Annotated in this window: 23 protein-coding genes; 18 read left to right on the top strand and 5 right to left on the bottom strand. The window is 69.6% G+C overall.

Going from position 1 to position 26,069, the window contains the following annotated elements; all coding sequences use genetic code 11:
• Nucleotides 1–221 precede the first annotated feature (221 nt).
• The 3 genes from KPL78_RS22475 to secA all read right to left on the bottom strand — a co-directional run bounded on the left by KPL78_RS22475 (nucleotide 222) and on the right by secA (nucleotide 5,639).
• Nucleotides 222–2,357 (bottom strand): peptidase domain-containing ABC transporter, encoded by a 2,136-nt coding sequence (locus KPL78_RS22475; protein WP_219765214.1) that lies wholly within the window; start codon nucleotides 2,355–2,357, stop codon nucleotides 222–224.
• Nucleotides 2,358–2,425: 68 nt separating this feature from the next.
• Nucleotides 2,426–2,890, bottom strand: coding sequence for a hypothetical protein (locus KPL78_RS22470; RefSeq protein WP_219765213.1), 465 nt, complete (start codon nucleotides 2,888–2,890; stop codon nucleotides 2,426–2,428).
• Nucleotides 2,891–2,894: 4 nt separating this feature from the next.
• Nucleotides 2,895–5,639, bottom strand: a complete 2,745-nt coding sequence (secA, locus tag KPL78_RS22465; protein WP_219765212.1) for a preprotein translocase subunit SecA — start codon at nucleotides 5,637–5,639, stop codon at nucleotides 2,895–2,897.
• Nucleotides 5,640–6,047: 408 nt separating this feature from the next.
• Here secA and KPL78_RS22460 point away from each other — a divergent pair, with 408 nt between their 5' ends.
• From KPL78_RS22460 to KPL78_RS22380, 18 genes are all read left to right on the top strand, one after another.
• Nucleotides 6,048–7,070, top strand: a complete 1,023-nt coding sequence (locus KPL78_RS22460) for an Ivy family c-type lysozyme inhibitor (protein WP_219765211.1) — start codon at nucleotides 6,048–6,050, stop codon at nucleotides 7,068–7,070.
• 234 nt (nucleotides 7,071–7,304) lie between these two features.
• Entirely contained in the window at nucleotides 7,305–8,267 is a 963-nt protein-coding gene (locus KPL78_RS22455; protein ID WP_255569316.1) for a peptidylprolyl isomerase, read from the top strand.
• Nucleotides 8,268–8,306: 39 nt separating this feature from the next.
• Nucleotides 8,307–9,536: a bifunctional glutamate N-acetyltransferase/amino-acid acetyltransferase ArgJ gene (argJ, locus tag KPL78_RS22450; RefSeq protein ID WP_219765210.1), complete on the top strand. Its 1,230-nt coding sequence runs from the start codon at nucleotides 8,307–8,309 to the stop codon at nucleotides 9,534–9,536.
• Between the two features lie 244 nt (nucleotides 9,537–9,780).
• Nucleotides 9,781–10,953 (top strand): glycosyltransferase, encoded by a 1,173-nt coding sequence (locus tag KPL78_RS22445; protein ID WP_219765209.1) that lies wholly within the window; start codon nucleotides 9,781–9,783, stop codon nucleotides 10,951–10,953.
• Nucleotides 10,950–11,873: a class I SAM-dependent methyltransferase gene (locus KPL78_RS22440; protein WP_219765208.1), complete on the top strand. Its 924-nt coding sequence runs from the start codon at nucleotides 10,950–10,952 to the stop codon at nucleotides 11,871–11,873. Before KPL78_RS22445 ends, KPL78_RS22440 begins: the two co-directional genes overlap by 4 nt.
• A 34-nt stretch (nucleotides 11,874–11,907) precedes the next feature.
• Nucleotides 11,908–12,909 carry a bifunctional GNAT family N-acetyltransferase/(deoxy)nucleoside triphosphate pyrophosphohydrolase gene (locus tag KPL78_RS30665; RefSeq protein WP_219765207.1) on the top strand — a complete coding sequence of 334 codons (1,002 nt, stop codon included), beginning with the start codon at nucleotides 11,908–11,910 and terminating at the stop codon, nucleotides 12,907–12,909.
• 340 nt (nucleotides 12,910–13,249) lie between these two features.
• Nucleotides 13,250–14,119 (top strand): DMT family transporter, encoded by an 870-nt coding sequence (locus KPL78_RS22430; RefSeq protein ID WP_219765206.1) that lies wholly within the window; start codon nucleotides 13,250–13,252, stop codon nucleotides 14,117–14,119.
• 178 nt (nucleotides 14,120–14,297) lie between these two features.
• Nucleotides 14,298–15,002 carry a class I SAM-dependent methyltransferase gene (locus KPL78_RS22425; RefSeq protein WP_219765205.1) on the top strand — a complete coding sequence of 235 codons (705 nt, stop codon included), beginning with the start codon at nucleotides 14,298–14,300 and terminating at the stop codon, nucleotides 15,000–15,002.
• A 195-nt stretch (nucleotides 15,003–15,197) separates the two neighbouring features.
• Nucleotides 15,198–16,091, top strand: a complete 894-nt coding sequence (coxB, locus tag KPL78_RS22420; RefSeq protein ID WP_219765204.1) for a cytochrome c oxidase subunit II — start codon at nucleotides 15,198–15,200, stop codon at nucleotides 16,089–16,091.
• A 20-nt stretch (nucleotides 16,092–16,111) separates the two neighbouring features.
• Complete coding sequence (gene ctaD / locus KPL78_RS22415) at nucleotides 16,112–17,698, top strand: cytochrome c oxidase subunit I (protein WP_219765203.1); 1,587 nt, start codon at nucleotides 16,112–16,114, stop codon at nucleotides 17,696–17,698.
• Nucleotides 17,699–17,722: 24 nt separating this feature from the next.
• Complete coding sequence (locus KPL78_RS22410; RefSeq protein ID WP_219765202.1) at nucleotides 17,723–18,682, top strand: heme o synthase; 960 nt, start codon at nucleotides 17,723–17,725, stop codon at nucleotides 18,680–18,682.
• Nucleotides 18,679–18,807 carry a cytochrome c oxidase system small membrane protein gene (locus tag KPL78_RS30410; RefSeq protein ID WP_255569315.1) on the top strand — a complete coding sequence of 43 codons (129 nt, stop codon included), beginning with the start codon at nucleotides 18,679–18,681 and terminating at the stop codon, nucleotides 18,805–18,807. The genes KPL78_RS22410 and KPL78_RS30410 overlap by 4 nt, the downstream gene beginning before the upstream one ends.
• Before the next feature lie 356 nt (nucleotides 18,808–19,163).
• A complete protein-coding gene (locus KPL78_RS22405) occupies nucleotides 19,164–19,784 on the top strand; it encodes a cytochrome c oxidase assembly protein (protein WP_219765201.1) in 621 nt (206 codons plus the stop codon).
• Nucleotides 19,785–19,945: 161 nt separating this feature from the next.
• Complete coding sequence (locus KPL78_RS22400) at nucleotides 19,946–20,812, top strand: cytochrome c oxidase subunit 3 (protein WP_219765200.1); 867 nt, start codon at nucleotides 19,946–19,948, stop codon at nucleotides 20,810–20,812.
• Between the two features lie 94 nt (nucleotides 20,813–20,906).
• Nucleotides 20,907–21,263 (top strand): DUF983 domain-containing protein, encoded by a 357-nt coding sequence (locus KPL78_RS22395; RefSeq protein ID WP_369412823.1) that lies wholly within the window; start codon nucleotides 20,907–20,909, stop codon nucleotides 21,261–21,263.
• Nucleotides 21,264–21,267: 4 nt separating this feature from the next.
• The gene (locus KPL78_RS22390) at nucleotides 21,268–21,969 is read left to right on the top strand and encodes an SURF1 family protein (protein ID WP_219765198.1); all 702 of its coding nucleotides are present in this window, start codon (nucleotides 21,268–21,270) and stop codon (nucleotides 21,967–21,969) included.
• Complete coding sequence (locus tag KPL78_RS22385; protein ID WP_219765197.1) at nucleotides 21,969–23,456, top strand: carboxypeptidase M32; 1,488 nt, start codon at nucleotides 21,969–21,971, stop codon at nucleotides 23,454–23,456. Before KPL78_RS22390 ends, KPL78_RS22385 begins: the two co-directional genes overlap by 1 nt.
• A gap of 6 nt (nucleotides 23,457–23,462) precedes the next feature.
• Nucleotides 23,463–24,269, top strand: a complete 807-nt coding sequence (locus KPL78_RS22380) for a sulfotransferase domain-containing protein (RefSeq protein WP_219765196.1) — start codon at nucleotides 23,463–23,465, stop codon at nucleotides 24,267–24,269.
• A 75-nt stretch (nucleotides 24,270–24,344) separates the two neighbouring features.
• On the opposite strand, the gene KPL78_RS22375 is transcribed toward KPL78_RS22380, so the two are convergent.
• A complete protein-coding gene (locus KPL78_RS22375; RefSeq protein ID WP_219765195.1) occupies nucleotides 24,345–24,842 on the bottom strand; it encodes a L,D-transpeptidase family protein in 498 nt (165 codons plus the stop codon).
• Nucleotides 24,839–26,005 carry a GTP cyclohydrolase II gene (locus KPL78_RS22370; RefSeq protein ID WP_219765194.1) on the bottom strand — a complete coding sequence of 389 codons (1,167 nt, stop codon included), beginning with the start codon at nucleotides 26,003–26,005 and terminating at the stop codon, nucleotides 24,839–24,841. Before KPL78_RS22370 ends, KPL78_RS22375 begins: the two co-directional genes overlap by 4 nt.
• Nucleotides 26,006–26,069 lie beyond the last annotated feature (64 nt).

Genomic DNA, 26,069 nt, shown 5'->3' with positions numbered 1-26,069 from the left:
CACCCCGCCAAATGACCGTATCATTTTGAAAGCCGGCTTCTGGCGCCGCGCGGTGCAGGCGCCCTGCTCCCCGTCCAGCGCGTTTCGTGCGCAAGGGTGGGTTTCGGCATGGGGCCCGCCGAACGCGCACAGCGGCAGGTACCGGTTTCCAAAGGCCCTGTGGCCTTTGGCGGGGTGAGGTCCGGAGAGGGGCGGCGCCCCTCTCCGGTCGACCGTGCCCGTCACCGCAGATGCTGCGTCTGTTGCCGCCACAGATGGCGGTAGATCTCGCAGCGTTCCAGCAGCACCTCATGCGGCGCGCAATCCATCACGCGCCCCTGGTCCAGCACCAGGATCGCGTCCGCGCCGACTAGTGACGACAACCGGTGCGACACCACGATCAGTGTCCGCCCGCGCGCGATGTCCTTCAGGTTTGCCTGCAGGATCGCCTCGCTGTCGGGGTCGAGCGCGCTGGTCGCCTCGTCCAGGATCAGCAGCGGCGGCTGGGTGATCAGCGCGCGGGCGATGGCGATGCGCTGGCGCTGGCCGCCGGAGAAATTGCTCGCCCCTTCCTCGACCAGCGTCTCGAAGGCGTGGGGCAGGCGCTCGATGAATTCCAGCGCGCCGGCCAGGCGGGCGGCCTCGATCACCTCAGGCAGGCTCGCACCAGGACGGGCAGCGGCGATGTTGTCGCGCAGAGTGCCGCGGAACAGCAGGTTCTCCTGCAACACGACGCCGACATGGCGGCGCAGGTGCTCCAGATCGATGGTGCGGATATCGGCCTCGCCGAAGCGGATCAGGCCCTCCTGCGGTGTGTGGATGCCCTGGATCAGCCGCGTCACCGTGGTCTTGCCCGATCCCGACCGCCCGACCACGCCGACCACCTGGCCCTGCTCCGCGATGAAGGAGACGCGGTCGAGCGCCGGCGTCACGGAACCGGGGTAGCGGAAGGTCACGCCCTCGAAGCGCAGCGCGCCGGTGATGGGCGGGCGTGACAGGCGCTGGCCGGCACGCACCTCGGGCTGGGCGTTCATCACCGTGCCCAGCATGCGCACGGACAGTGCTGCTTCCTGATATTCGTTGATCAGCGTGACGATCTGTACCAGCGGCCCGGTGACGCGACCCGACAGCATGGTGAAGGCGACCAGCGCGCCAATGGTCAGATGCCCTTCGAAGACCAGCGTCGCGCCGAGTCCCAGCACCGCGATCTGCATCAGCCGCTCCAGCACGGAGGTCGCGACGCCCCCGGCGGCGGAAATCCGCCCGACCTCGGCATGCGCCCGCACGGCCGCTGCAAGTTGCGTATCCCACGCCCGCCGCCGCGCCGGTTCGAGCACCAGCGACTTCACCGCGCGCATGTTGTGCAGCGTCTCGACAAGATGTGCCTGGCGGGCGCCCTCGGCGGCATAAAGCATGTTCAGCCGTTTCCGGAAGGCCGGCACCATGGCCCCGATCACTGCCGCGATCGCCGCCGAGAACCCCAGCACCACCAGCGTCAACACGCCGGAATAGACAGCCAGCAGCACCAGCAGCACGGGCAGCATGGCCGCATCCAGCAGGGTCTGGAACAGCCGGCCGGTGAGGAAATGCCGCAGCTTCTCGGTCTGCTGCATGTGGCGCACCAGCACACCGGCGGTGTGTCCCTCGAAGAAGGCCAGCGGCAGCGACAGCAGATGCGCGAAGGTGCGCGACCCCAGCCGCGCATCCACCTTGTTCGACGCCAGCAGCATCAGGCGCTGCCGCGCATAGGCAAAGAAGCCGTCGAACATCGCCAGCATGACAAAGACGCCGACCACGACGGACAAGGTCTGCCAGGCCTGGTGCGGCACCACCTTGTCGATCAGCACCTGGAACAGCAGCGGGATGGCGAAGCCTATCAGGTTGGACAGCAGCGCCGCCACGGCGATGCCGGCGAAGAAGCTGCGGTGCCGCACGATCTCGGGCAGGAACCAGGCAAGGCCGAAAGGGCGATCCTCGGCGCGTACGGTCGGCGCGCGGCACAGCACCAGCGTCCCCGACCAGGTCGCCAGGAAGCGCTCCCGCGCGACGAGCCGCACCCCGGCCTCTTCCTCCGCCGGGTCCAGCACGGCCGCGGCGGGCGCGCCGTCAGCCCCCGGCATGACATGCACCAGCACCACCCAGGACCCGTCCCGCCGCTGCGCCAGCGCCGGATAGGCAGTGCCGAGGCCCGCCGCCGTCTCCCACCCGCCGCCGGTCAGGGCGCGCGCCTTCAGCCCCTGCCGGCGCAGCGCGTCGAGCAAGGCGGGCAACATCGCCGCCCCTTCGGCCCGGGGCAGATCCTCGGGCGCGATCTGCCGGCCGTGATGCATGGCCAGCAGGAAGAGGCAGCGCAGGGCTGTGAATTCTGGCGCCAACATCCTGTCCGGCCCGGGATCCGGCAGGACGATACCGTTGGCAGTCTTGCGCTCCGGTTAAGCCGGCGCCGTCACACGCCGCGCGAGCAGTGCAGCGCGGTCACCGGCCGCCCCAACCCCGTCTGGAAATCGATCTCGTCCGGCCGGGACCACCCCAGCGTCTCGATTCCCGTTCCCGGGTCGCGAGCCCGTTCCTGCGGTGCGCCGAAGGCCCGTTCCAGCCGGGCGCGCAGCGCGGGCGCCTGCGTTTCCTCGCCCTGCATCGACACGCAGACCAGCCCGCCCGTGCGGCCGTCGAAGGCGAAGGCGACGTTCAGGCGCAGGGGGCCGCTGCGGAACTCACCGGCCAGCAGGTACTCCATGCGAGCCGAGGGCACCGGCCGGCGCTCCGCCGGGGAAAGCGCCCGCACCTGCTGGTTCCGCAAGGCACGCAGCACCTGCTGCTGGTTCATGCCCCAGCGGGTGTTCTCCCAATGGGCGGCCGCTGGCGCGGCGGAGGCGACCAGCAGCAGTGCCGCGACGCAGCCGAGCCGCACCGCGTCAGGCCCGCCCGTGGCAGGCCTTGTATTTCTTCCCCGACCCGCAGGGGCAGGGGGCGTTGCGCGGCGTGCGGCTCCAGGTGGACGGGTCGTTCGGATCCACCCCTTCCGCGACCGGGCGTGGCGCGGCGGTGCCGATCGCCATGGGCACGGGTTCATAGGTCGTGCCGCCGCCATTCGCCATTTCGAGCTCGGCCGAGGCCATGGCCGGGTCCGGGTGCCGCATATCGAGGAAGCCGATGCCCTCCGGCGAGGGTGGCGGCGCCTCGGGGCGCAGCTCGATGCGCAGCAGCAGAGACGTCACGCGTTCGCGCAGATCGTGCAGCATGGCGTTGAACAGGTTGAACGCCTCGGACTTGTACTCGTTCAGCGGGTCACGCTGGCCATAGGCGCGCAGCCCGATGCCCTGGCGCAGGTGATCCAGCGCCAGCAGGTGTTCCTTCCACACCTGGTCGAAGACCTGCAGCAGCAGAGACTTCTCGACCTGGCGCATGATCTCCGGGCCGACATTGGCGGCGCGGGATGCGTACGAACGGTCCGCCGCTTCCTCCAGCCGCTCGCGCACGGCGTCGTCGTCGATGCCTTCCTCGCGCGCCCAGTCGGCGACCGGGACATCGAGGTTCAGCACGTCCTGCACCTGGCGCTGCAGGGTCTCGAGGTCCCACTGCTCGGGATAGGCGTTCTCGGGGATGCAGCGGGCGACGAGTTCCGCGATGGTCTCGTGACGCATCTCCTGGACAGTCTCGGCCACCTCGTCGGCGAGCATGAAGGCGCGGCGCTGGGAATACACTTCCTTGCGCTGGTCGTTCATCACGTCATCGTATTTGAGGAGGTTCTTGCGCATGTCGAAGTTGCGCGCTTCGACCTTCTTCTGCGCCTTCTCCAGCGCCCGGTTGATCCAGGGATGGACGATCGCCTCGCCTTCCTTGAGGCCGAGCTTCTGCAGCATCCCGCCCATGCGGTCCGACCCGAAGATGCGCATCAGGTCGTCTTCCAGGGACAGGAAGAACCGCGAGGCGCCGGGGTCGCCCTGGCGGCCCGAGCGACCGCGGAGCTGGTTGTCGATGCGCCGCGATTCGTGGCGCTCGGTGCCGATGACAAAGAGGCCGCCCGCGGCCTTCACCGACGGTCGCAGCGCCTCGACTTCCGCCTTGTGCCTCGCGACCGCGGCTTCGTATTCGGGGCCCTCATTGGTGCCGACTTCCTGGCGCGCCAGCATCTCGTAGTTGCCGCCGAGCTGGATATCGGTGCCGCGGCCGGCCATGTTGGTCGCGATCGTCACGGCGCCGGGCCGGCCGGCCTGGGCGACGATGCCGGCCTCCTGCTCGTGGTAGCGGGCGTTGAGCACCTGGTGCGGGACGTTCTTCTTCTTCAGCAGCATCGAGATGAGCTCGGACTTCTCGATGCTGGTGGTGCCGACCAGGCAGGGCTGGCCGCGCTCGCGCGCCTCGGCGATCAGGGCGGCGACGGCCTCGTACTTCTCGGTCGCACTGCGGTAGACCTCGTCGTCATTGTCTAGGCGCGCAACCGGGACGTTGGTCGGGATCTCGACGACTTCGAGCTTGTAGATCTCGGCGAATTCGTCCGCCTCGGTGCCCGCGGTGCCGGTCATGCCGGCCAGCTTCGGGTACATGCGGAAGTAGTTCTGGAAGGTGATCGAGGCCAGCGTCTGGTTCTCGGGCTGGACCGTGACGTGTTCCTTCGCCTCCAGCGCCTGGTGCAGGCCGTCGGAATAGCGCCGGCCTTCCATCATGCGGCCGGTGAACTCGTCGATGATGATGATCTTGTCCTGGCGGACGACGTATTCGACGTCCTTCTTGAACAGCGTATGCGCGCGCAGGCTCTGGTTCAGGTGATGGACGACCGAGACATTGTGGATGTCGTAGAGGTCGCCCTCGGTCACCAGGCCGGCGTCCTTGAGCATCTGCTCGACGCGCTCGCCGCCTTCCTCGGTCAGAGTGACGGTGCGCTGCTTCTCGTCCTTCTCGTAGGTCGCCTCGTCGGTGACGAGCGCCTTCACCACCTCGTCCACGCCGCGATAGAGGTCGGAGGAATCCTCCGATGGGCCGGAGATGATGAGCGGCGTGCGTGCCTCATCGATCAGGATGCTGTCGACCTCATCGACGATCGCGTAGGCGAAGTCGCGCTGGACCATGTCGTCCAGGCGGTACTTCATGTTGTCGCGCAGATAGTCGAAGCCGTATTCGTTGTTGGTGCCGTAGGTGATGTCGCAAGCGTAGGACGCACGCCGCTCCTCATCGGTCAGGCCATGGACGATGATGCCCGTAGTCAGGCCGAGGAACCCGTAGAGCTTGCCCATCCATTCCGCGTCGCGGCGGGCCAGGTAGTCGTTCACGGTGACGACATGCACGCCCTTGGCGGGCAGCGCGTTCAGGTAGACGGGCAGGGTGGCGACCAGCGTCTTGCCTTCGCCGGTCTTCATCTCGGCGATCTTGCCTTCGTGCAGGACCATGCCGCCGATCATCTGCACGTCGAAATGCCGCATGCCGAGGACGCGCTGGGCGGCCTCGCGCACCGTGGCGAAGGCCTCGGGCAGGATGTCGTCCAGCGTCTCGCCCTTGGCCAGGCGTTCGCGGAACAGCACGGTCTGGTGGGCCAGCGCCTCATCCGACAGCGCCTGCATCGTCGGCTCGAGCGCATTGATGGCCGGCACGCGCGACTGGTAGCGCTTGAGGGCGCGGTCGTTCGAGGTGCCGAAAATGGCGGCGGCGAGGCGAGCGAACATCGGGGGCGTCAGTCTCCGTCGGGCGGGGCATGCCCGGTCGCGTGCGCGGTCAGGCAACACGCATTACGCCGCCCGGCAGGGAGGCGACGCAGCCGCGGGAGAGATAGGCGGGCAGGGAGGTCGGGTCAACGAAGGCGGCATGCGATGCCGTCCTGATTCGGCGGCCATGCCGCATGGCATGGATAGAAAATCGTTCAGGAATAATGCGTTGCAACCGACACGCCGTCGGTACTCTAGGCCGATCTCCGGCCGGGGGGGGCGGGCTGTGGATATGAATCCGGGTTCGAATTGAACCGCGGGCATGCCGGGCCCGAAGCCACCCAGCTCTGCAACCGTCGTGAAGGTCTTCAGCGCCGGCGTTCGATCGGCCGGGCACGGTTCCGTAACCAATCATGCCGGAGACCGGGAATGAAGAGCAGAGTGTTGGCGCGCGGGGCACTTGCGCTGGGCATGGCCGTCATCGCCGGCGGGTTCGGAGCCAATCACGGCATCGGCTCCGCGGGCCTCGAGGTCTCTCGGGCGCAGACCCTTCTCGCATCGCTTCTCCCGATCAGAAGCGCGCATGCCCAATCCACCCTGACGCGCTATGCCGGCGGCTACGACTATCCGCGGCTGCTGCGCGAACCGGCTGTGGCCACGGCGCTCGATGCGATGCTGACGCGCCAGGAACGGCAGCATCTCGTCCGCAGCTTCAACGGCGTCGTGATGCCGATGCGCCTGGAGGCGGGGCGGCTGTCCGGCGCCGGGGGGGTGCCTCGCCAGATGGACTACAACACGGCCTTCATCAGCGTGGACGTGGCTTCGATGGCGGTCGAGGTCGGGCTCCTCATGGACGGCAAGGCGAGCATGGTCAGCCGCGGGCCGCGCGATGGGTTGAGCCCGGCCGCGCGGGCCTGGATGGCGGAACTGCCGGCCGATAGCCGGAACGTCCGCTTCCGCCAGGCCGGCGCTGCGGGCGGCGGCGCGGGCGCCGCGGCCCCCTCAGGCGCGGCACCGGTCGCCCAGGCCACCGCCTGGCGGCTGACCGCGCCGAGCCCTGCCCAATGGTCGCTGTCCGTTCCTGCAACGGAGCGCGGCGGCAGCCTGGAACTCAGTTGCACCGCCGGGCGTGGCAGCCCGTATGTCCTGACGACCTACCTGTCCGCGCCGCGCGGCTGGCGCTTCACGGGCTTCCAGACCACGATCCAGATCGACGGCGTGACGCGCGCCATGGAAGTCGACGGCGCCGACAGTGGCTTCGTCCTGTCGGATGCGACCGAGAACAACACCTCCACCTTCTCTCAGGAGACGCGCCGGCTCCTGGCGACGGGGCGGGAATTGCGGGTCAATGGCCTGGTCGCGAGTGGAAGGCCGCGCACGCTGATGTTCAACATCGCAGGCGGCGAGCCGCTTTTCGCTGCCTTCGACCAGCGCTGCCGCGGCCTTCGCTGACACCGGCGGCAGGCGGGGCAGGGGCCCGACCAGCACCCGTCCCCCGGTGCGCGGCCGCGGCGCCATGTGCAAAGGGCGGGATGCAAAGGGCGGAATGAGGGCGGAATGCAAGGGGCGGGCCAGGGCCGCGCGGAGGGCCAGCGAGCGGCCGCGGATGGGACGGTCGCGGCGCGTCTGCTTGTAGCGCCCTGCGCCATCGGCCATGTTCCGCGCGTTTCGCTTCCCCGAGGCATCATGACCCTGCGCCCCCGTCCCGCCCATTCCCTTCGCATGGGCCTTGCCCTCGCGGCCGTGCTCTGCGCCGTGCAGCCGCTCGGCGCGCAGCAGCCTGCGCCGGCGCCCGCGCAAGCCCCCGCGCCGGCCACGCCGCCGGGTGAGACCGTGGTCGCACGGGTGAATGGGGAGGCGATCACCCTCGCCGACCTCGCCGCCGCCGCGCGCGACCTGCCGGAGGAACTGCGCGGCGCCCCGCCGCAGATGCTCTACCCGCTGCTGCTCGACCAGCTCATCGCCGGCAAGGCGGTGACGGCAGCCGCCCGCCGGGCCGGCCTCGACCAGGATGAGGCGGTCCGCGCCCGCATCCGCCGCGCCGAGGAGCAGGAGCTCCAGCAGGCCTGGCTCTCGGCCGAGATCGCCTCCCGCATCACTGAGGATGCGCTGCGCGCGCGCTACCAGCAGCAGGTGGCGAACCGCCCGGCCGAGGAGGAGGTGCATGCGCGCCATATCCTCGTCCCCACCGAATCCGAGGCGCGCGCCGCCCTTGCCGAGATCCGCGGCGGCGCCGACTTCGCCGAGGTGGCGCAGCGCCGCTCCACCGGCCCCGGCACGCGCGAAGGGGGCGATCTCGGCTTCTTCAAGCGCAGCGACATGGTGCCCGAATTCGCCGAGGCCGCCTTCGCGCTGCAGCCGGGGCAGATCAGCGAGAACCCCGTCCGGTCCCCCTTCGGCTGGCACGTCATCAAGGTCGAGGAACGCCGCCAGGCGACCCCGCCGAGCTTCGAGGAAGCCGCGCCGCAGATCCGCCAGCAGCTCCTCCAGGCCGAGGTGCAGGCGGCGGTGGAGCGCGCCCGCAATGCCGTGACGGTTGAGCGCTTCAACCTCGACGGATCGACCCCGCGCGCGACCGATTCGGCGGAGCCCCCGGCGCCGGCCGCCCCGCCCGCTTCCCGCCCCGCGGCGGCGCCGACCCGGCGCTGATCAGGCCCATTCCAAGCGTCACCCAAGGACACGCCCGCCATGGCCCATCCCGTTTCGCCCCTGGCCCTGCCGATGCCTGACATGCCGCCCATCGCCGGCGTGCAGGTCGCGACCGGCATGGCCGAGATCCGCTACAAGGCGCGGGAGGACGTGATGGCCATGGCCTTCCCGGCCGGGACCACCGTGGCGGGCGTCTTCACCAAGAACCGTTGCCCCGGCGCGCCGGTCGAATGGTCCCGTGCCGCACTGAAGGGCGGCAAGGCGCGCGGCCTGGTCGTCACCTCAGGCAATTCCAACGTCTTCACCGGCAAGGCCGGGCGCGAGACCTGCGAGAGGACCGCCGAGGCCACCGCGAAGATCCTGGGCTGCAAGCCGAAGGAGGTCTTCCTGGCCTCGACCGGCGTGATCGGGGAGCGCCTGCCGACCGAGAAGCTGGTCGGCGCCCTGCCCAAGGTCTTCAAGGCGGTGTCCGAGGCCGGCTTCACCGAGGCCGCGAAGGCCATCATGACCACCGACACCTTCCCCAAGGCGTCGGTGCGCACGGCGGTGATCGGTGAGACGACCGTGACCATCGCCGGCATCGCCAAGGGCTCGGGGATGATCGCGCCGGACATGGCGACGATGCTGTCCTTCCTCGCCACTGACGCGAAGATCCCGGCGGCGGCGCTGCAGGCGCTGCTGAAGAAGGGCTGCGACAAGTCCTTCAACTGCGTGACCGTCGATTCCGACACCTCGACCTCGGACACGGTGCTGCTGTTCGCCACCGGCGCCGCGAAGCATCCTCGCGTGCCGGCCGAAGGCGGCAAGATCCTCAAGGATTTTGCCCGGGCGCTGAACGAGGTGTTGATGGACCTCGCTTTGATGGTGGCCCGCGACGGCGAGGGCGCGCAGAAACTGATCCGCATCGATGTGACCGGCGCGGTGACGGCGCGCTCGGCGTACAAGATCGGCATGTGCATCGCCAATTCGCCGCTGGTGAAGACCGCGATCGCTGGCGAGGACGCGAATTGGGGCCGCATCGTCATGGCGGTCGGCAAGGCCGGCGAACCGGCCGACCGCGACACTCTGTCGATCGCCGTGGGCGGGGTGTGGATGGCCCGCGATGGCGGCGTGGTGGACGGATACGACGAAACTCCCGTCGTCGCGCACATGAAGGGGCGCGAGGTTGAGATCACCGTCGATATCGGGCTCGGCAAGGGCAAGGCGACGGTTTGGACCTGCGACCTGACGCACGGGTATATCGACATCAACGGGTCCTATCGGAGCTAGTGCGGCGGATGGCGGAACCGGGGAGGGCGCCGCCCGCCCCGGACCCCACCTGCCAAGGGCCCACGGCCCTTGGATCCCGTCGAATTGCGCTGGCGGTCCAGGGCGCTGCTGTCAGTTCCTTTGGGGGCGATGGACGCAGCCTTGCTCTTCGGGGCTGCCAGACTGATCAACGGTTTCCAAAGGCCCTGTGGCCTTTGGTGGGGGGAGGTCCGGAGGGGGGCAAGGCCCCTCTCCGGTGCGCCCTGTGACGGTTTTACTCGGCCTGGCCGCGCTGCTCGCGACCCTCGCCTGGCTGGCGGGCGTCATCTGGTTCCTCCGCTTCTTCCGTGCCCCGGCCATCGAGGTCCCCGGCCGCGTCACCTTGCTGTTGGCCGTGACCGGCCGCACGGCGGGCCTGCCGGCTCTGTTCGCCGCCCTGGCACGCCAGACGCTGCGCCCGCGCCGCATGCTGGTGGCGGTGGAGTCCGAGGCCGACCCGGCGCTGGCCCAAGTGCGCGAACTCCAGGACCTGTTGCCGTTTCCGATCGACATCGTGGTGGCTGGCCTGGATGATTCCCGCAGCCAGAAGGCGACGAACATGATCGCCGCGCTGGCGCGGCTGGACGCCGAGGACGACGCGCTGGTGCTGCTGGATGCCGATATCCTGCCGCAGGATCATTGGCTGTCCTGGCTGGCGACGCCGGCGATGAACGGGGCGGCGGATGTCGTCACCGGATACCGCTGGCATGCGTTGGATGGGGCGGGCCCGGGACGGCATGTGGTGGCCTGGCTCGACCGGTCGCTGGCGCTGGGGCCGCGCTTCCTGGCGACCGGGCTGGTCTGGGGCGGGTCGGTGGCGATCTCGCGGGATGCGTTGGGGCGGATGGATTTGCCGGGGGCGCTGGCGAACACCTTCTCGACGGATGGGGCGATCAGTCGGCGGGCGAGGGCGCTCGGGCTGCGGGTGCTGACGCGGCGGGCGGTGCTGCTACCGACGCCGCCGGAGGGCGGGGATCGCGAGGCCATCGCCTTCAAGACGCGGCAACTCCAGATCGTCCATGTCTATGTGCCCAGCCTCTGGGTTTGGCTGGGCCTCGCGTTGCATGCCGAGGCATTGGCCCTGCCGGTCGCGCTGCTGGGTCTTGCCGGGGATGGGCTGGCGCTGGGGTTCCTCGCCGCTGTCTCGGCGGTGGGGCTGGGGCGGGCCGTGCTGCATGACCGGGTGACGCGGGCGGTCGGCATCCGGGAGGGCGCGGTCGCGCGTGGCGTTCAGCTTGTGCTTGGCGCCCTGGCGCCGGTGACGGCGCCGGCCGTAGTGGCGCTGTTTTGGACCAGTGCCCGAACCCGCGTGATCCGCTGGCGTCACATCGAATACGAGGTCCTGGGCCCCGAGGAGGTCCGCGTCCTGCGGCGCCACCTCCCTGGCGCCACGGCGTGACGCCGGGCGTCTGCCCCATCACGGGGGAGCCCGCGCGGCGGGTGCAGGAGGTTTCGGCGGGCCTGCTGCGCGGCCTGTGGCGCCGGACCTTTGGGGTGGACCCGACGCCGTTGCCCGTGGGTCGGATCGGCATCTGGCGCAGCCCCTGCGACCTGATCTTCTTCGCCCCGGCCGAGGAAGGCGACGGTGCGTTTTATGAGGCACTGTATCGGCGTCTCGACGCCGGCGGCCGGGTCCGCGCCGCGGGCCGCGACCGTGCCGAGTATCCCCACGCCGCCGCCCGCATCCGCCCTGGCGATGCAGTGCTGGAGGTCGGTGCCGGCGCCGGCGCCTTCGCCCACCTGATCCCTGAGGCGCGCTATGTCGGCCTCGACCCCAACCCCGGAGCCTATGCCGCGCCGGGGGCCGGGATTCGTGCCGAAAGCCTCGCCGACCATGCGGCGACGCATGAGGCTGCCTATGACGCCGCCTGTGCCTTCCAGGTCATCGAGCATGTCGCTGATCCGCTGCATCTGGCGCGGGACATGGCCCGCTGCCTGAAGCCCGGCGGGCTGCTCATGCTCGGGGCGCCGACCTGGCCTTCGGCCATGACGGCCATTCCCGACTTCGTCTTCAACGCCCCGCCGCATCACCTGTCGTGGTGGAGCGAACCCGCCATGCGGGCGCTTGCGGATCGGCTGGGGCTGGCGGTGGAGGCCGTGCTGCCCCTCGGCCCGGTCGCGGCCCAGCCGTTGATTCACTGGATGGGACGGCTTGCGCCGATCAAGGCGCCGCCCGACGGGCCATGGTTTGCCGCCCGGCGGTCATGGTACGCCGCGCTGGCCGCCTCGGCGCTGCTTGGGCGCCTTGCCGCCGCCGTGCTGCCGCTGCCGCGACACGCTCCGCCGATGTTCGTCTTTCTGGTCGCGCGCAAGCCTTGACGGCAACCGTCCCCTCGCCGTTCCTGGCGGCTGGATGCCCGACTCCGCCCTGACCTTCGCTCCGCTCGAGACCGAGCGCTTCCTGCTGCGCCCGCTTCGTGCCGAGGATGCCGCCGAACTGCACCGCCTGGTCAATGACTGGGAAGTGGCGAAGACCCTCGCCCGGGTGCCCTTTCCCTATCCGCGCGACCTGGCCGATGAGTGGATCGCCTCCACCGCAGACCGCATCGTCGAGGGCGAGGCCTATCACCTTGCCATCGCCCGCAAGACGGACGACGTCCTGGTCGGCTGCGTCGGCCTGACCCGCGACCGCGACGACCGGTCCGCCGAGCTCGGCTACTGGGTCGGCCGCCGCCACTGGGGCCAGGGCATCGCGCCCGAGGCCGCTGGTCGCCTCACCCACTGGGCGCTGGCCAATCTCGACCTCGACCGCATCACGGCGAGCGCGCTGACCGACAACGCCCGGTCCGCCGCCGTGCTGCTCCGCATCGGCTTCCGCGAGACCGGGACCGGGGCGCAGGATTTCCTCTCCCGTGGCGGCGCCATGCCGGTGCGGCTGTTCGAGGCCGGCCGCGCCGACCTCTCGCCGGCCCAGGCCGCGCCCGCCGCCGCGCCCGCCCTGCCGGAAGGGGAGGGGAAGCGCATCCTCCTCGTCGCCGCTGTCGGCCTGATCGACCCGGACAACCGCGTGCTGCTGGCCCGCCGGCCCGAGGGCAAACCCCTGGCCGGCCTGTGGGAATTCCCAGGCGGCAAGGTTCATGCCGGCGAAACCCCCGAGGCCGCGCTGATCCGGGAGTTGAAGGAAGAACTCGGCATCGACGTGTCCGAGGCCTGCCTCGCGCCCTTCGCCTTCGCATCGCATGGTTATGAGAGCTTCCACCTGCTGATGCCGCTCTACCTGTGCCGGCGCTGGGACGGGATGGTGACGGCGCAGGAAGGGCAGGCACTGGCCTGGGTGCGGCCGCAGCGGCTGGGGGACTACGCCATGCCGCCGGCGGACAAGCCGCTCGTCGCGCTGCTGCGGGATTTTCTGTGACGCAGGGCGTGGCGGGGAGGGGCTTTGCCCCTCCCCGGACTCCTCCACACCAAAGGCCGCAAGGCCTTTGGAAACCGATACTTGGCGCTTCGCGGCGCTGTCGGGGCCGACCGGGACGCGCCGCCCGTGCCCTCGGGCCTATTGGGCGCAAGGGCTGCGCTTCCTTGGCTGGCGTGCCTGTCGTGCGCGGCGCCAAGTCGATGTTTCCAAAGGCCTTTTGGCCTATTTGGGCCCCATTCACCTTGCCGGGGCAACGTGAATGGGTACCCGTGGTGGGGTGGTTTGGAGGGGCAAAGCCCCTCCAATGGTCCCTTCGCCCGCAGTGGGGCGCCCGCTGATCATGCACTCCCGCCTGGCCGGCGTTGCCCTTCAACTGGCCGCGCTGGCGACCTTCGTCTGCATGGACACCCTCATCAAGCTGCTCGCCGCGGGATTTCCGGTCACGCAGGTGATGTGGGCGCGGTTCCTGTTCGGCTTCATCACGGTCGCCATCGCCTTGCGGGTCATCACCGGCCATTTCCCCTGGCGGTCGAAGGCACCTGGCTGGCAGACCCTGCGAAGCCTCACCCTCGCGGGCTGCAACTTCATCTTCACCAACGCGCTTGTTCATATCCCCTTGGCCGATGCGACGGCGGTGGGATTCGCCTCGCCGCTCTTCACCATCACGCTCGCGGCCATCGTCTTGAAGGAGGCTGTCGGATGGCGCCGTTGGGCCGGAGTGGCGATCGGGATGTTCGGGGTGTTGGTGCTGCTGCGCCCGCCCTTCCTGTTTGGCGGGGCGCCGATGCATTGGGCGATGGTGCTGCCGCTCGGCACAGCGGCGCTGTTCGCGGTCTACCAGATCCTGACCCGGCGACTCGCCGGGTTGGACGATCCGCGGACGACCATCTTCCACACCAGCCTGTCGGCCTCGTTGGTCCTGACCGCGACGACACCCTTCATCTGGACCTGGCCTGGCCCGAGCGGCTGGGGGGCGCTGATGCTGCTCGGCGTGCTGGGCGGGATCGGGCATGGGCTGCTGGTCATGGCTTTCGCGCGGGCGCCGGCAAGTCTTCTGGCCCCCATGTCCTACACCCAGATCATCTGGGCAGTGCTGGCGGGCGTGCTCGTCTTCGGGGACGTGCCGGATGCTCTGACCGTGGTCGGCATGGTCATCGTGGCCCTGGGCGGCGTACTGGTGGCCCTGCCGGATCGCAGGCGGGCAGCTTGACCCTGCGTCCCGATGCTGGGACCACAGATCTGTTCCGCAGTCGCAACCGCAGGCTGTGCTTGCGCGGGCGGCGCCGGTGGTCTAGCGAAGCGCCGCAACGCCTGCATGGTTTCGGCGGCCGAGGGGTCCGCCGGGGTGCTGCAGCCCTGGCAGACGGGGCGCGCGCGTGAGGGAATCGATGGCGGACATCGGAATGGCCAAAGGGGCCGAGGAGCGTGGGCATGCCCGCGCTGCGCTCGATGCCGCCAGCGTTCGTGAGGCCTATCGCCGCTGGGCGGGCATCTATGACGTGGTGTTCGGGGGCGTGTCGGGCTTCGGCCGGCGCCGGGCCGTGACCGCGGTGAACCGCCTGGCCGGGCCGCGCGTGCTGGAGGTGGGCGTGGGCACCGGCCTCGCCTTGCCGCTCTACCGGCGTGACCTGCAGGTGGTCGGCATCGACCTGTCGCGCGACATGCTCGAGAAGGCGCGCGAGCGCGTCGCAACCGAGAAACTTGCCAATGTCGGCGGCCTGGTCGAGATGAACGCCGAGGACATGGCGTTCGCCGACGGGTCCTTCGATATCGCGGTGGCGATGTTCACCGCCTCGGTCGTGCCGGATGCGAAGAAGCTGTTCGCCGAGATGTCGCGCGTGGTGCGGCCGGGCGGGCATCTGCTCTTCGTCAACCATTTCGCGGCCGAGGGCGGGCCGCGCTGGTGGATCGAGCGCACCATGGCGCCGCTGTCGCGCCGACTCGGCTGGCACCCCGACTTCGCGCTGCGCGACCTGTTCGCCCCCGAGACGACAGCCGTCGAGTTCATCGAACCCTGCCCCCCCGCGGGCATCTTCACGCTGGTCCAGATGCGCAATCCGGCCGCTGCGGCGGTCGCGCTCGCGGCCGACTGACGGGCGCGAAATTCGTTTCATCGGCGCCGTTTGCGCTGGATCAATGCGTGGTCACTTGTGCAGTGCGGGGCGCCCCGACTATGGTCCGCCCACGTTGCCGGAGTTGCGATCGGCGGCGAGCGCATCGTCTGGCCGGGCGATCGCGCGACACGTGAAGTCTTGGGGTTGCGCGGCAACGCGGACAGGGAAACGGTGATGCGGTTGAGCGGATGGAAGCGCTTCTGGGCGGCAGCGTTCTGCCTGGCGATGGCGGCGATGGTGACGCCGGCCCTGGCCGAGGAACAGATGGTGGGCGCACCCCATGCATGGGGCATAGGCCTGCAGGCGGCGGGCGGGCCGATCAAGGAAGCCATTCACGACTTCAACGCGCTCGTCTTGGCGATCATCGTGGTCATCACGATCTTCGTCGCGGTGCTGCTGGCGTATTGCATCTGGCGCTTCCGCGCCTCGGTGAACCCGACGCCGTCCACCACCAGCCATAACACGCTGCTGGAAGTGGCTTGGACCGCGGTGCCGGTGATCATCCTGCTGGTCATCGCGATCCCGTCCTTCCGCCTGATCTACTACGAGGACCGTACCCGCGACGCCGACATCACCATCACGGTGCAGGGGCGCCAGTGGTACTGGCACTACACCTATCCGGATCACGGCAACTTCGCGTTCGACAGCTACCCGATCCCCGAGGATCAGCTTCCGCCGGAGCGGCGCGATCTCTATCGCCTCGCGGTCGACAACGAACTGGTGATCCCGGTGAACGCCAATGTTCGCGTGATCACGCAGGGCTATGACGTGATCCATTCCTTCTTCGTCCCCGCGCTCGGCGTGCAGCGCTACTCCATCCCGGGCCGCGCGCTCGAGACCTGGATGCGCGCGGATCGCGAAGGCATCTTCTACGGCCAGTGCAACCAGATCTGCGGGACGAACCACTGGTTCATGCCGATCGCAGTCCGCGCCGTGAGCCGCGAGGATTTCGACAAGTGGGTGGCCGAGGCGCGCACGCGCTTCGCCAGCGCCGACGCCCCGGCCGCGCCGGCTGCTGCAGCACCCGCCGAGACCGACACCGTTCAGATTGCTGAGGTGCGCCGCTAAGGCGCGCGGAGGACATACCCATGGCGACCGCTATCGACGCCCATCACGACGACCACAAGCCCGGTTTTGTCTCGCGCTGGCTGTTCTCGACGAACCACAAGGACATCGGGACGCTCTACATCATCTTCGCCGTCTTCGCGGCGGTGATCGGCGTGGCCATCTCGGTGCTGATGCGGCTTGAGCTGCAGCAGCCCGGCATGCAGTTCTTCGCCGACGGGCAGATGTGGAATGCGCTGGTCTCGGCGCACGGCCTGATCATGGTGTTCTTCGTGGTCATGCCGGCGTTGATCGGCGGGTTCGGCAACTGGTTCGTGCCGATCATGATCGGCGCGCCGGACATGGCCTTCCCGCGCATGAACAACATCAGCTTCTGGCTGCTGGTGCCGGCCTTCATGTTGCTGCTGGCCTCGGCCTTCGTGGGCGAGGGGCCGGGAGCGGGCTGGACGATCTATCCGCCGCTGTCGTCGAACCAGTACCACCCGTCCATGGCGATGGACATGGCGCTGTTCTCGCTGCACCTGGCGGGCGCGTCCTCCATCATGGGCGCGGCGAACTTCATCACCACCATCCTGAACATGCGCGCGCCGGGCATGACCCTGCACAAGATGCCGCTGTTCGTCTGGTCGATGCTGGTCACCGCCTTCCTGCTGCTGCTCTCGGTGCCGGTGCTGGCGGGTGCCATCACCATGCTGATCACCGACCGCAACTTCGGCACGGCCTTCTTCAAGCCGGAAGGCGGCGGCGACCCCGTGCTCTTCCAGCACCTGTTCTGGTTCTTCGGTCACCCCGAAGTCTACATCATGATCCTGCCGGGCTTCGGCATCATCAGCCACGTGATCTCGACCTTCGCCCGCAAGCCGGTCTTCGGCTACCTGGGCATGGCCTATGCCATGGTCGCGATCGGCTTCGTCGGCTTCATCGTGTGGGCGCACCACATGTTCCAGTCGGGCATCGACGTGGACACCCGCGCCTACTTCATGGCTGCGACGCTGGTGATCGCGGTGCCGACGGGCATCAAGATCTTCTCCTGGATCGCCACCATGTGGGGCGGGTCGATCGAGCTGAAGACCCCGATGCTCTTCGCCATCGGCTTCATCTTCCTGTTCACCGTGGGTGGCGTGACGGGCGTCGTGCTGGCCAATGCCGGCATTACCCAGGTCCTGCACAACACCTACTACGTCGTGGCGCACTTCCACTACGTGCTGTCGCTCGGCGCGGTGTTCAGCATCTATGCCGGCTTCTACTACTGGATCGGCAAGATGAGCGGCCACCAGTACCCGGAATTCTGGGGCAAGGTGCATTTCTGGCTGACCTTCATCGGCGTGAACCTGACCTTCTTCCCGATGCACTTCTCGGGCACCCAGGGCATGCCGCGCCGCTATCCGGACTATCCGGAGGCGCTGTGGGGCTGGAACATGCTGGCCTCGATCGGGTCCTACATCTCGGCCGCCTCGCTGCTGCTGTTCCTCTACGTCGTCTACCTGACCTTCCGTTCGAAGGAGAAGCTGGCCGACAACTACTGGGGCGCCGGCGCGACCACGCTCGAATGGCAGGTCTCCTCCCCGCCGCCCTTCCACACCTTCGAGGAACTGCCGCGCATCCGCTGAGGCGCGCGGCCTGACGGAGCACCCATGAGCGACACCGCCATGGAACCGGGACAGGGGGGCGCCGCCCCCCTTCCTGCATCCTACGACATGTCCGAGGTCGGCGACTGGATCGCGCTGCTGAAGCCGCGCGTGATGTCGCTGGTGGTCTTCTCCGGCCTGGTGGGCATGCTGGTCGCGCCCGGCGCGGGGGCGATGCATCCTGTGCTCGCGGCGACGGCCATCCTGTGCATCGCCGTCGCCTCGGGCGCGGCCGGTGCGATCAACATGTGGTACGACCGCGACATCGACGCGGTCATGCGCCGTACCGCCAAGCGGCCGATCCCCGACGGGCGCATCGCCCCGGGTGCGGCGCTCGGCTTCGGCATCACCCTCGCGGTTGCCTCGGTCACCGTGATGTGGATGGCGACGAATGTCGCGGCCGCGGTGGTGCTGGCGCTGTCCATCGCCTTCTACGTCTTCGTCTACACAATGTGGCTGAAGCGCCGGACGCCGCAGAACATTGTCATCGGCGGCGCGGCTGGCGCCTTTCCGCCGGTGATCGGTTGGGCCGCCGTGACCGGCGACGTAACGATGGTGCCGCTGATCCTCTTCGCCATCATCTTCTTCTGGACGCCGCCGCATTTCTGGTCGCTCGCCCTTTGGGCGCATGACGACTACGCGCGCGCCGGCGTGCCCATGCTGCCGGTGACCAACGGTGCGAAGGAGACGCGGCGGCAGATCGTGATCTATGCCGCGCTGCTGCTGCCGATCGGGTTGCTACCCTGGGCCGTGGGCTTTGCCGGCCCGGCCTATGCGGCCGTCGCGGCGGTCCTCGGCGGCGGCTTCCTGCTGCGCGCCATCTTCGTGCTGCGCGACCAGCAGGACGAGGATGGCCGGAGCCTGACCCGGGATGCGCCGGCGCGGGCCTGCTTCCGCTTTTCGCTCTACTACCTGTTCATCCTGTTCGCGGCGCTGGCAGTGGACCGGCTGGTCCTCGGGTCATGACCCCCGAGGAACGCGCGGTCTTCGAAAAGCGCCGGCGCGGGCGCAACATCGCCATCATGACCGTGCTGATCGGGCTGGCGGTGCTGTTCTACTTCGTCGGGATGGCGCGGCTGCTGCGCGGCTGAGGCCCGGCTTGGTGAGTGCGGGACCGAGAGGGGCTTTGCCCCTCTCGGGCTCACCCCACCAAAGGCCCCAGGGCCTTTGGAAACCGATACCTGGTATTGGGCAGGACGGGTTTTCCTACGGGTGACGTGCCCGATGTGCTCAGCACCGGGATTCTGAGCCGCATTGTGCCGATTGCATCCTTCAATTCGCAGGACCGGCTGCCGCGCCCGTCACCAACTCAAGATGTCCAGAGGCTTTTCGACCTTTAGCGGGCGCGAAGCACCACGCCACGTTGCGGAGAGGGGCAGAGCCCCCTCTCCAATCACCAGCGCGTCTCCGTCTTGCCATCCGCCGCGGGCGAGCGCACATCACGCCCATGGACGAGACACGGGCCGCGGCGATCAAGCGCCGCAACAAGCGGGTCGGCTTCGGCATCGCCGGGGTCGCGGCGGGCATGGTCGGCCTCTCCTTCGCCTCGGTTCCGCTCTACACCCTCTTCTGCCAGGTCACGGGCTACAACGGCACGGTGCAGACCGGCCAGGCCGCTCCAGGGTCTTCCGGCGGGCGCAGCGTGACGGTGCGCTTCGATGCCCAGACCGATCGCAGCCTGCCCTGGCGCTTCCAGCCCGAGCAGCGATCCATGACGCTGCCGGTCGGCGAGGAGGGCCTCGCCTTCTACACCGCCGCCAATGAGGCCGGCACGCCGGTCACCGGCATCGCCGTCTACAATGTCACGCCGGAGAAGGTCGGCCGGTACTTCCACAAGGTCGCCTGCTTCTGCTTCGACCAGCAGACGCTCGAACCCGGGCAGCGCGTGGACATGCCTGTTTCCTTCTGGGTCGATCCGCGCATCGCCGAGGATCCGAACACCAGCGACGTCACCACCATCACCCTGTCCTACACCTTCTATCGCACGATCGAGGACGCGCAGCGCGCCGGCGCGCTGGCGAATGCCGGGCCGCATGTCGGCCGCCTCGGGGCGCCCCGCACCAACTGATCCGGCGGTGGCCGCGCCACCGCTGTGGTTGCCGTGCCACCATCTGCGTCCGGACACCCGCGTGGGCTTGATCCGGCGGGGGTTTTCGGGATTGATGCAGCACCATGCGGGTGGGTGGCGCAGGCCGTCCGCGCGCGACTGATCAGGTTCCAGGGATTCCGATGGCCAGCACCAGCCTCGCGCACGCCGATGCGGCAAGCGGCGACACCGCGCCGCACCACAAGCACCCTTACCACCTGGTGGATCCGTCCCCCTGGCCGCTGATCGGGTCGTTCAGCGGCGGCGCGCTGGTCTTCGGCATCGTCCTGTGGGCGCATAACGGCGTGCACTGGATGTTCGGGCTCGGCCTGCTCGGCGTGCTCGCCACCATGTTCTTCTGGTGGCGCGACGTGGTGAAGGAAGCGCGGACGCCGGGCCTGCACACCCCGATCGTCCAGCTCGGCCTGCGCTATGGCATGACGCTGTTCATCGCCTCCGAGGTGATGTTCTTCGTCGCCTTCTTCTGGGCCTATTTCCACTACGCGCTGTTCCCCGAGCATGTCTCGGGCGCCGCGGCCCCGCCGGTGTGGCCGCCGCGCGGCATCCACACCTTCGATCCGTGGAGCCTGCCCTTCCTCAACACCATGATCCTGCTGCTGTCGGGCTGCACGGTGACCTGGGCGCATGCCGCCCTGCTGAATGGCGACCGCAAGGGGCTGATCCAGGGGCTCGGGATCACGGTGCTGCTCGGCATCCTGTTCACCTCGCTGCAGGCCTGGGAATACTCGATGGCGCCCTTCCCCTTCGCGGATGGCGGCGTCTATCCCTCGGTCTTCTTCCTCGCGACCGGCTTCCACGGCTTCCACGTGATCGTCGGCACCACCTTCCTGCTGGTCTGCTGGATCCGCGCCTACAAGGGCCACTTCACCCCGGAACGCCATTTCGGTTTCGAGGCCGCGGCTTGGTACTGGCACTTCGTGGACGTGGTGTGGCTGTTCCTCTTCGTCTGCATCTACTGGTGGGGTGCCGGCGAGATCGCCCAGCACTGAGGGTCCGCGCGGCGGCCTGTCCGCTGCGCCTTGCGTCGTCTTCGCCCGGCCGGACCCCCCAAGGTCCGGCCGGATGTCATTGGAGGGTCTGCGTGTGTCCGTGACCCAGGGGTCTTCGCTCGTCGCCGCCGCCCTGCTCGGGCGCTGTCCGCGTTGCGGGAAGGGCAAGCTGTTCCGCGGCCTGCTCGACATCCGCGACAGTTGCGATGTCTGTGGGCTCGACCTGCGGGCCCATGATGCGGGGGATGGGCCGGCGGTGGCGGGCATCTTCGTCATCGGCGCGCTCGCCGTCGGCCTCGCCCTGTGGGTCGATGTGCGGTTCGAACCGCCGCTCTGGGTCCATGCCGTCGTCTGGCCGCTCTTCGTCCTGCCGCTGTCGGTCCTGACCATGCGCTGGGCCAAGGCCGCGCTGGTGGCGCTGCAATGGCGGCACCGGCGCGACTCGGCCTGACGCGATGGCCGAGTCCGCGCGCCGCGGCCGGCGCCTGTTGCTGCCCTCCCTGGTGTCCTTTGGCGCGCTTCTGGTGCTGCTTGGTCTTGGTGCCTGGCAGGTCGAGCGCCTGGCCTGGAAGACCGCCCTGCTGGCGCAGTTCGATGCCGTGGAGGCCGGCCCGCCCGTTCCCGTGACGGCGGCCGAACCGCCCGCCTATGCCAAGGTCGCCGCGACCGGCCGGTTTGACCATACGCGCGAGGCCTTGCTGGGCCTGGAAGTCCGCGGCGACACCCTCGGTGCCCATCTGGTCACGCCGCTGATGCGCGATGGCGCGCCGCCCATCCTGGTCGATCGCGGCTGGGTGCCCTTCGAACGCACCAGCACCGTCGCCCATCCCGAAGGCGCGGTGACCGTCACCGGCTGGGTGCGGCCGCCCGAAACCGCCGGCTGGTTCTCGCCCGCCGACGACATCCCAGGTCGGCGCCTCTATACCTACGATCCGAAGACGATCGGTGCGGCGCTCGGGTTGACCGCGGTGGTGCCCTGGACGCTGGTGGCGCTGGCCGATGGTACCGACCGAACCACCCTGCCGCAGCCCGCGCGCGGCCTGCCGCGGCCGAACAACAACCATCTCGGCTATGCCATCACCTGGTTCGGCCTCGCCGCCGGCCTGGTCGGAGTCTATCTCGTCTGGCTGCGCCATCGCCTGAAGGAGAATGCCTGATGCCCAATGCCGCCCTGGCTCGCCTGAAGTCCCGCTTCGCGCGCATCGGCGTGCTGGGGGAGGCGGCAGGGATGCTGCATTGGGACGCCGCGACCATGATGCCGGATGGCGGCGGCGCATCGCGGGGGGAACAGCTCGCCGCTTTGGCCGGCCTGTCGCATGAGCTGATGACCGCGCCGGTGGTCGAGGAGGACCTCGAGATCGCCCGCGCCGAGGGCCCGTGGGAGGAGGCGAACCTCGCTTTGATGGCCCGCGCCCATGCGCGCGCCACCGCCCTGCCGACGGACCTGGTCGAGGCCACCGCCCGCGCCAATTCGGCCTGCGAGAAGATCTGGCGCGAGGCCAAGGCGCGCGCCGACTTCGCCATGGTCCGGCCGGCCCTGACCGAGGTCGTCCGCCTCCAGCGCGAGACCGCCCAGGCGCTCGCCGCGGCGCTCGGCATGGACCCCTATGACGCGCTGATGGATGGCTATCAGCGCGGCGTCACCGCGGCCGATGTCGAGCCGGTCTTCGCGGCCTACGAGGCCTTCCTCGCCTATGCCCTGCCGCGTGCCGAAGCGATCCAGGCCGCCAGGCCTGCCCCGATCCCGCTGCCCGGCCCTTTCCCTGTCGAGATCCAGCGGAGCCTGTGCCGCAAGCTGTCGGAGCGGGTTGGCCTCGACTACGACCATGCGCGGCTGGACGAGTCCCTGCACCCCTTCTGCGGTGGCACGCCGGCCGATGTGCGACTGACCACCTTCTACGACCCGCAGGATGTCTCGAAGGCGCTGCTCGGCGTGCTGCACGAGACCGGCCATGGCCTCTATGAACGCGGCCTGCCCGAGACCTGGGCGCGCCAGCCTGTCGGCGACGCCGCCGGCATGGCCGCCCACGAATCCCAGTCCCTGATCGTCGAGATGCAGGCCTGCCGGTCCGACGCCTTCCTCACCTTCCTCGGCGGGGAGCTGCGCCACGCCTTCGGCGGGCCGGCCGAGGCCTGGTCGGCCGCCAACCTCGCCCGCCACTGGCGCCATGTCGAACGCGGCTTCATCCGCGTCGATGCCGATGAGATCACCTATCCTGCCCATGTCATCCTGCGCTTCCGGCTGGAACGCGCCCTGATCGGCGGCGATCTCGAGGTCGCGGACCTGCCCGGAGCGTGGAATGAGGGCCTGCACCGCATGCTCGGCATCACGCCGCCGAACGATGCCAAGGGCTGCCTGCAGGACATCCACTGGCATGACGGTGCCTTCGGCTATTTCCCATCCTACACCCTGGGCGCGATGGCTGCGGCGCAGCTCATGAAGGCCGCGCGCGCCGCCACGCCGGACCTCGACGAGGCATTGGCGCGCGGGGACATGGGTCCGCTGCTTGGCTGGCTGCGGGCCAATGTCCATGGCAAGGGCTCGCTGCTCGGCTTCCAGGACCTGTTGCGGGCGGCGACCGGCAAGCCGCTCGATCCGGCGGATTTCACCGCACATCTGACGGCCCGCTACCTGACCGCCTGACCTCGGATGAAAGGCGCGAGCATCACCCTGGTCGCGGGCTATCCGCGATCGGGCACCACCTTCACCGCCGGTTCCTGCGCTGCCTCCGAAGCCTGGTGGCACCAGGGGGAGGGGATCCTCGAACTGCGTGACAAGACGCGGCCGCGCACGGGCTTCCAGCTCGATGCCGGGCTCGACCGGGCGCAGTTTGACCGGTCGGTCGCGACGCTGCGGCGCTTCTCGGTGCGCACCCACAGCCCGCCCGCCGCCGTGCGCGCCCAATTCCCCGAGGTCTGGGACCGGGTCGGCCGCATCCTCTACGTCCAGCGCCATCCCATCGAGGTCGCACTCTCGGTCTGCCGCTACGTCATCGCGACCCAGGGCCTCATCCCGGGCGCGGGTGCGCCGGAGACGTCCTTCGAGGCCGCGGCCGAACGCGGCGAGGTAGCCGCCTTCTTCCGCCGCTTCTGCGCCCATCGCGGCGCGCCGAACTTCCTGGAGGCCTGGGGGTCCTGGTCCGACCACGTGGCGTCCTGGCGCGAGGCCATGGCGGCGTCCGGCTTGCCCGGCGCGGTGCTGTCCTACGATCGGCTGGTGCGGGAACCGGTGGCGCGGCTGCTGGCCGCGGCGGATACGCTGGGTTTGCCCTGGCAGGAGGAACACGTTCGCAAGGCCGTCAAGCAGATGGCGCCCGAGAAGGTGCGCGCGGGCATCGGGGCGTTCTTCGTGGGGAAGGACCCGGAGGCGCTGCGCTATCCCGACCTGCTCGGGGAGGACGATATACGCCTGGGCTTCGCGACCTTCGGGGCGGAGATGCTGCGCTTCGGCTTGTGAGGGCGAGGGGGGCGGCACGCCGGGTCCGACCGGCGGCCGACGCCACAGGGGCCGGGGCATGGCCCCGGCGCCCGATCAGCCGAGCACCTCGATGGCCGTCATCCCCGACGCGAGCAACCGCCGCAACTCGGCTTCCGGCAGGGCGATGCAGCCTTCCGTCGGCGGCAGGCCCGGCCGGGCGAGATGCAGGAAGATCGCGCTGCCGCGCCCGCGCCGCACCGGCGCGTCGTTCCAGCCCAGCACGCCGATCACGTCATAAACGGCATCGTCACGCCACAACGTCTCATGGCGTGCCGCGTGCGGCAGCCGGATCTGGCGGTTGTAGTCAGGATGCGTGGGATCGTCGCACCAGCCATCCGCGGGCGCGATGGGTTCGGCAGGCAGGGCGCAGGCCGGCCGCGGGCCGCGATCGGCGCGCCACAGAAGCCGGCGGAGCGGCAGCAGCCCGGCCGGGGTGGCGCCATCGCCTTCGGATTTTTCGGCGCGGACACCGCCCGCGCCGATGGCGCAACGCAGGGTCTCGCCGCGGAAGCGCAGCAGCCCGTCCGCGGTGACGCGGGCAATGACGCTCATTCGGGCAGGAGGTGGCCGAATCGCAGGGCCTTGGTCTTGAGATAGCCGTCATTCACCCCGTTGGGATCGAAGGCATGGGCCTCGCGCCCGATGACCTCGATGCCGCAGGCGGCGAGGCCGGCGATCTTGTCCGGGTTGTTGGTCAGCAGCCGCACGCGCTCCATGCCGAGCGCCCGCAGCATGGTGGCAGCGACCAGGAAGGTACGTTCATCCGCGCCATAGCCGAGCGCGCGGTTCGCATCCAGCGTGTCGAGCCCGGTATCCTGCAGCGAATAGGCGCGCAGCTTGTTCACCAGGCCGATGCCCCGCCCTTCCTGCGCCAGATACAGCAGCACGCCGCCCCCCGGGTCCTGCGCCATGCGGGTGATGGCGCCGCGCAGTTGCGGCCCGCAATCGCAGCGCAGGCTGCCGAGAAGATCGCCCGTGAAGCACTCGGAATGCGCGCGGACCAGCGGCGCACCGCCGGCGGCAGCGGACTTTTCCGGGCGGCCGACCAGGATGGCCAGGTGCTCGATGCCGCCATCGGCCGCGCGGAAGGCGACGATGCGCGAATCCTGCGCATCCTCGAGCGGGACGTGCGCCTCGGCGACGCGCGCGAGGGTGGTTGCGGCGGTGGCAGGATAGGCGAGCACATCCTCGGCCGCGACGGTGAGCAGGTCGAGCCGTTCGGCCGCCGCTTCGGTGGCCGGGGCGGCGATGAGCGCGGGCAGCAGCCGGCCGAGCTTCGCCAGGGCGATCGCGGCCTGGGCCAGGGGCGGCACCGAGACACGCTCCGGCGCCTCGGGCAGGATCCGTTCCACGGTGGGATCGGCCAGGCTGCGCAGGGCCTCGGGGGCCATCAGGCTTGGCGGCAGGCGCAGGGCGACAGCACCCTCATCGTCGGGGGCATGCGGCACGGGACGCTGGAGCACGGCCGCCGCACGGACCGGGGCAAGCAGCAGCACGGGGGCGCCGAGCGCCGAGCCGGCCAGTTCAGCCATCCCCTGCGCGCCCACCGTCTCGGCCGCCGCGACAGCCAGGCAGGCGTCCGGCCCGCGCAACAGGACCGGTGTGCCCCGCCGCAGTTCTGCCATCGCCCGATGAACCTGGCGCAGCGCGGCGACATGCGGATCGCGGCTCGCCTTGGACGTGGGCTCGGTGGCAAGATTGCCGTGTGGCGTCATTGGCTGGCAGTTCCGTACTGACGAAGGATGGCGCACCCCGAATGTGGCGCGCCAAAGGCGGCAC

The sequence above is a fragment of the Roseomonas alba genome (assembly GCF_019430885.1).
In the GTDB taxonomy this organism is placed as follows: Bacteria; Pseudomonadota; Alphaproteobacteria; order Acetobacterales; family Acetobacteraceae; genus Neoroseomonas; species Neoroseomonas alba.
The sequence above is the reverse complement of the archived record's forward strand: the minus strand, read 5'-3'. Positions and strand labels throughout refer to the sequence as shown.

Coding starts and splice junctions, on each gene's coding strand:
- KPL78_RS22475 (WP_219765214.1), bottom strand. CDS start 2,357: ATGTTGGCGCCAGAATTCACAGCCCTGCGCTGCCTCTTCCTGCTGGCC.
- secA (WP_219765212.1), bottom strand. CDS start 5,639: ATGTTCGCTCGCCTCGCCGCCGCCATTTTCGGCACCTCGAACGACCGC.
- KPL78_RS22460 (WP_219765211.1), top strand. CDS start 6,048: ATGAAGAGCAGAGTGTTGGCGCGCGGGGCACTTGCGCTGGGCATGGCC.
- KPL78_RS22455 (WP_255569316.1), top strand. CDS start 7,305: ATGACCCTGCGCCCCCGTCCCGCCCATTCCCTTCGCATGGGCCTTGCC.
- argJ (WP_219765210.1), top strand. CDS start 8,307: ATGGCCCATCCCGTTTCGCCCCTGGCCCTGCCGATGCCTGACATGCCG.
- KPL78_RS30665 (WP_219765207.1), top strand. CDS start 11,908: ATGCCCGACTCCGCCCTGACCTTCGCTCCGCTCGAGACCGAGCGCTTC.
- KPL78_RS22430 (WP_219765206.1), top strand. CDS start 13,250: ATGCACTCCCGCCTGGCCGGCGTTGCCCTTCAACTGGCCGCGCTGGCG.
- KPL78_RS22425 (WP_219765205.1), top strand. CDS start 14,298: ATGGCGGACATCGGAATGGCCAAAGGGGCCGAGGAGCGTGGGCATGCC.
- coxB (WP_219765204.1), top strand. CDS start 15,198: ATGCGGTTGAGCGGATGGAAGCGCTTCTGGGCGGCAGCGTTCTGCCTG.
- ctaD (WP_219765203.1), top strand. CDS start 16,112: ATGGCGACCGCTATCGACGCCCATCACGACGACCACAAGCCCGGTTTT.
- KPL78_RS22410 (WP_219765202.1), top strand. CDS start 17,723: ATGAGCGACACCGCCATGGAACCGGGACAGGGGGGCGCCGCCCCCCTT.
- KPL78_RS30410 (WP_255569315.1), top strand. CDS start 18,679: ATGACCCCCGAGGAACGCGCGGTCTTCGAAAAGCGCCGGCGCGGGCGC.
- KPL78_RS22405 (WP_219765201.1), top strand. CDS start 19,164: ATGGACGAGACACGGGCCGCGGCGATCAAGCGCCGCAACAAGCGGGTC.
- KPL78_RS22400 (WP_219765200.1), top strand. CDS start 19,946: ATGGCCAGCACCAGCCTCGCGCACGCCGATGCGGCAAGCGGCGACACC.
- KPL78_RS22390 (WP_219765198.1), top strand. CDS start 21,268: ATGGCCGAGTCCGCGCGCCGCGGCCGGCGCCTGTTGCTGCCCTCCCTG.
- KPL78_RS22385 (WP_219765197.1), top strand. CDS start 21,969: ATGCCCAATGCCGCCCTGGCTCGCCTGAAGTCCCGCTTCGCGCGCATC.
- KPL78_RS22380 (WP_219765196.1), top strand. CDS start 23,463: ATGAAAGGCGCGAGCATCACCCTGGTCGCGGGCTATCCGCGATCGGGC.
- KPL78_RS22375 (WP_219765195.1), bottom strand. CDS start 24,842: ATGAGCGTCATTGCCCGCGTCACCGCGGACGGGCTGCTGCGCTTCCGC.
- KPL78_RS22370 (WP_219765194.1), bottom strand. CDS start 26,005: ATGACGCCACACGGCAATCTTGCCACCGAGCCCACGTCCAAGGCGAGC.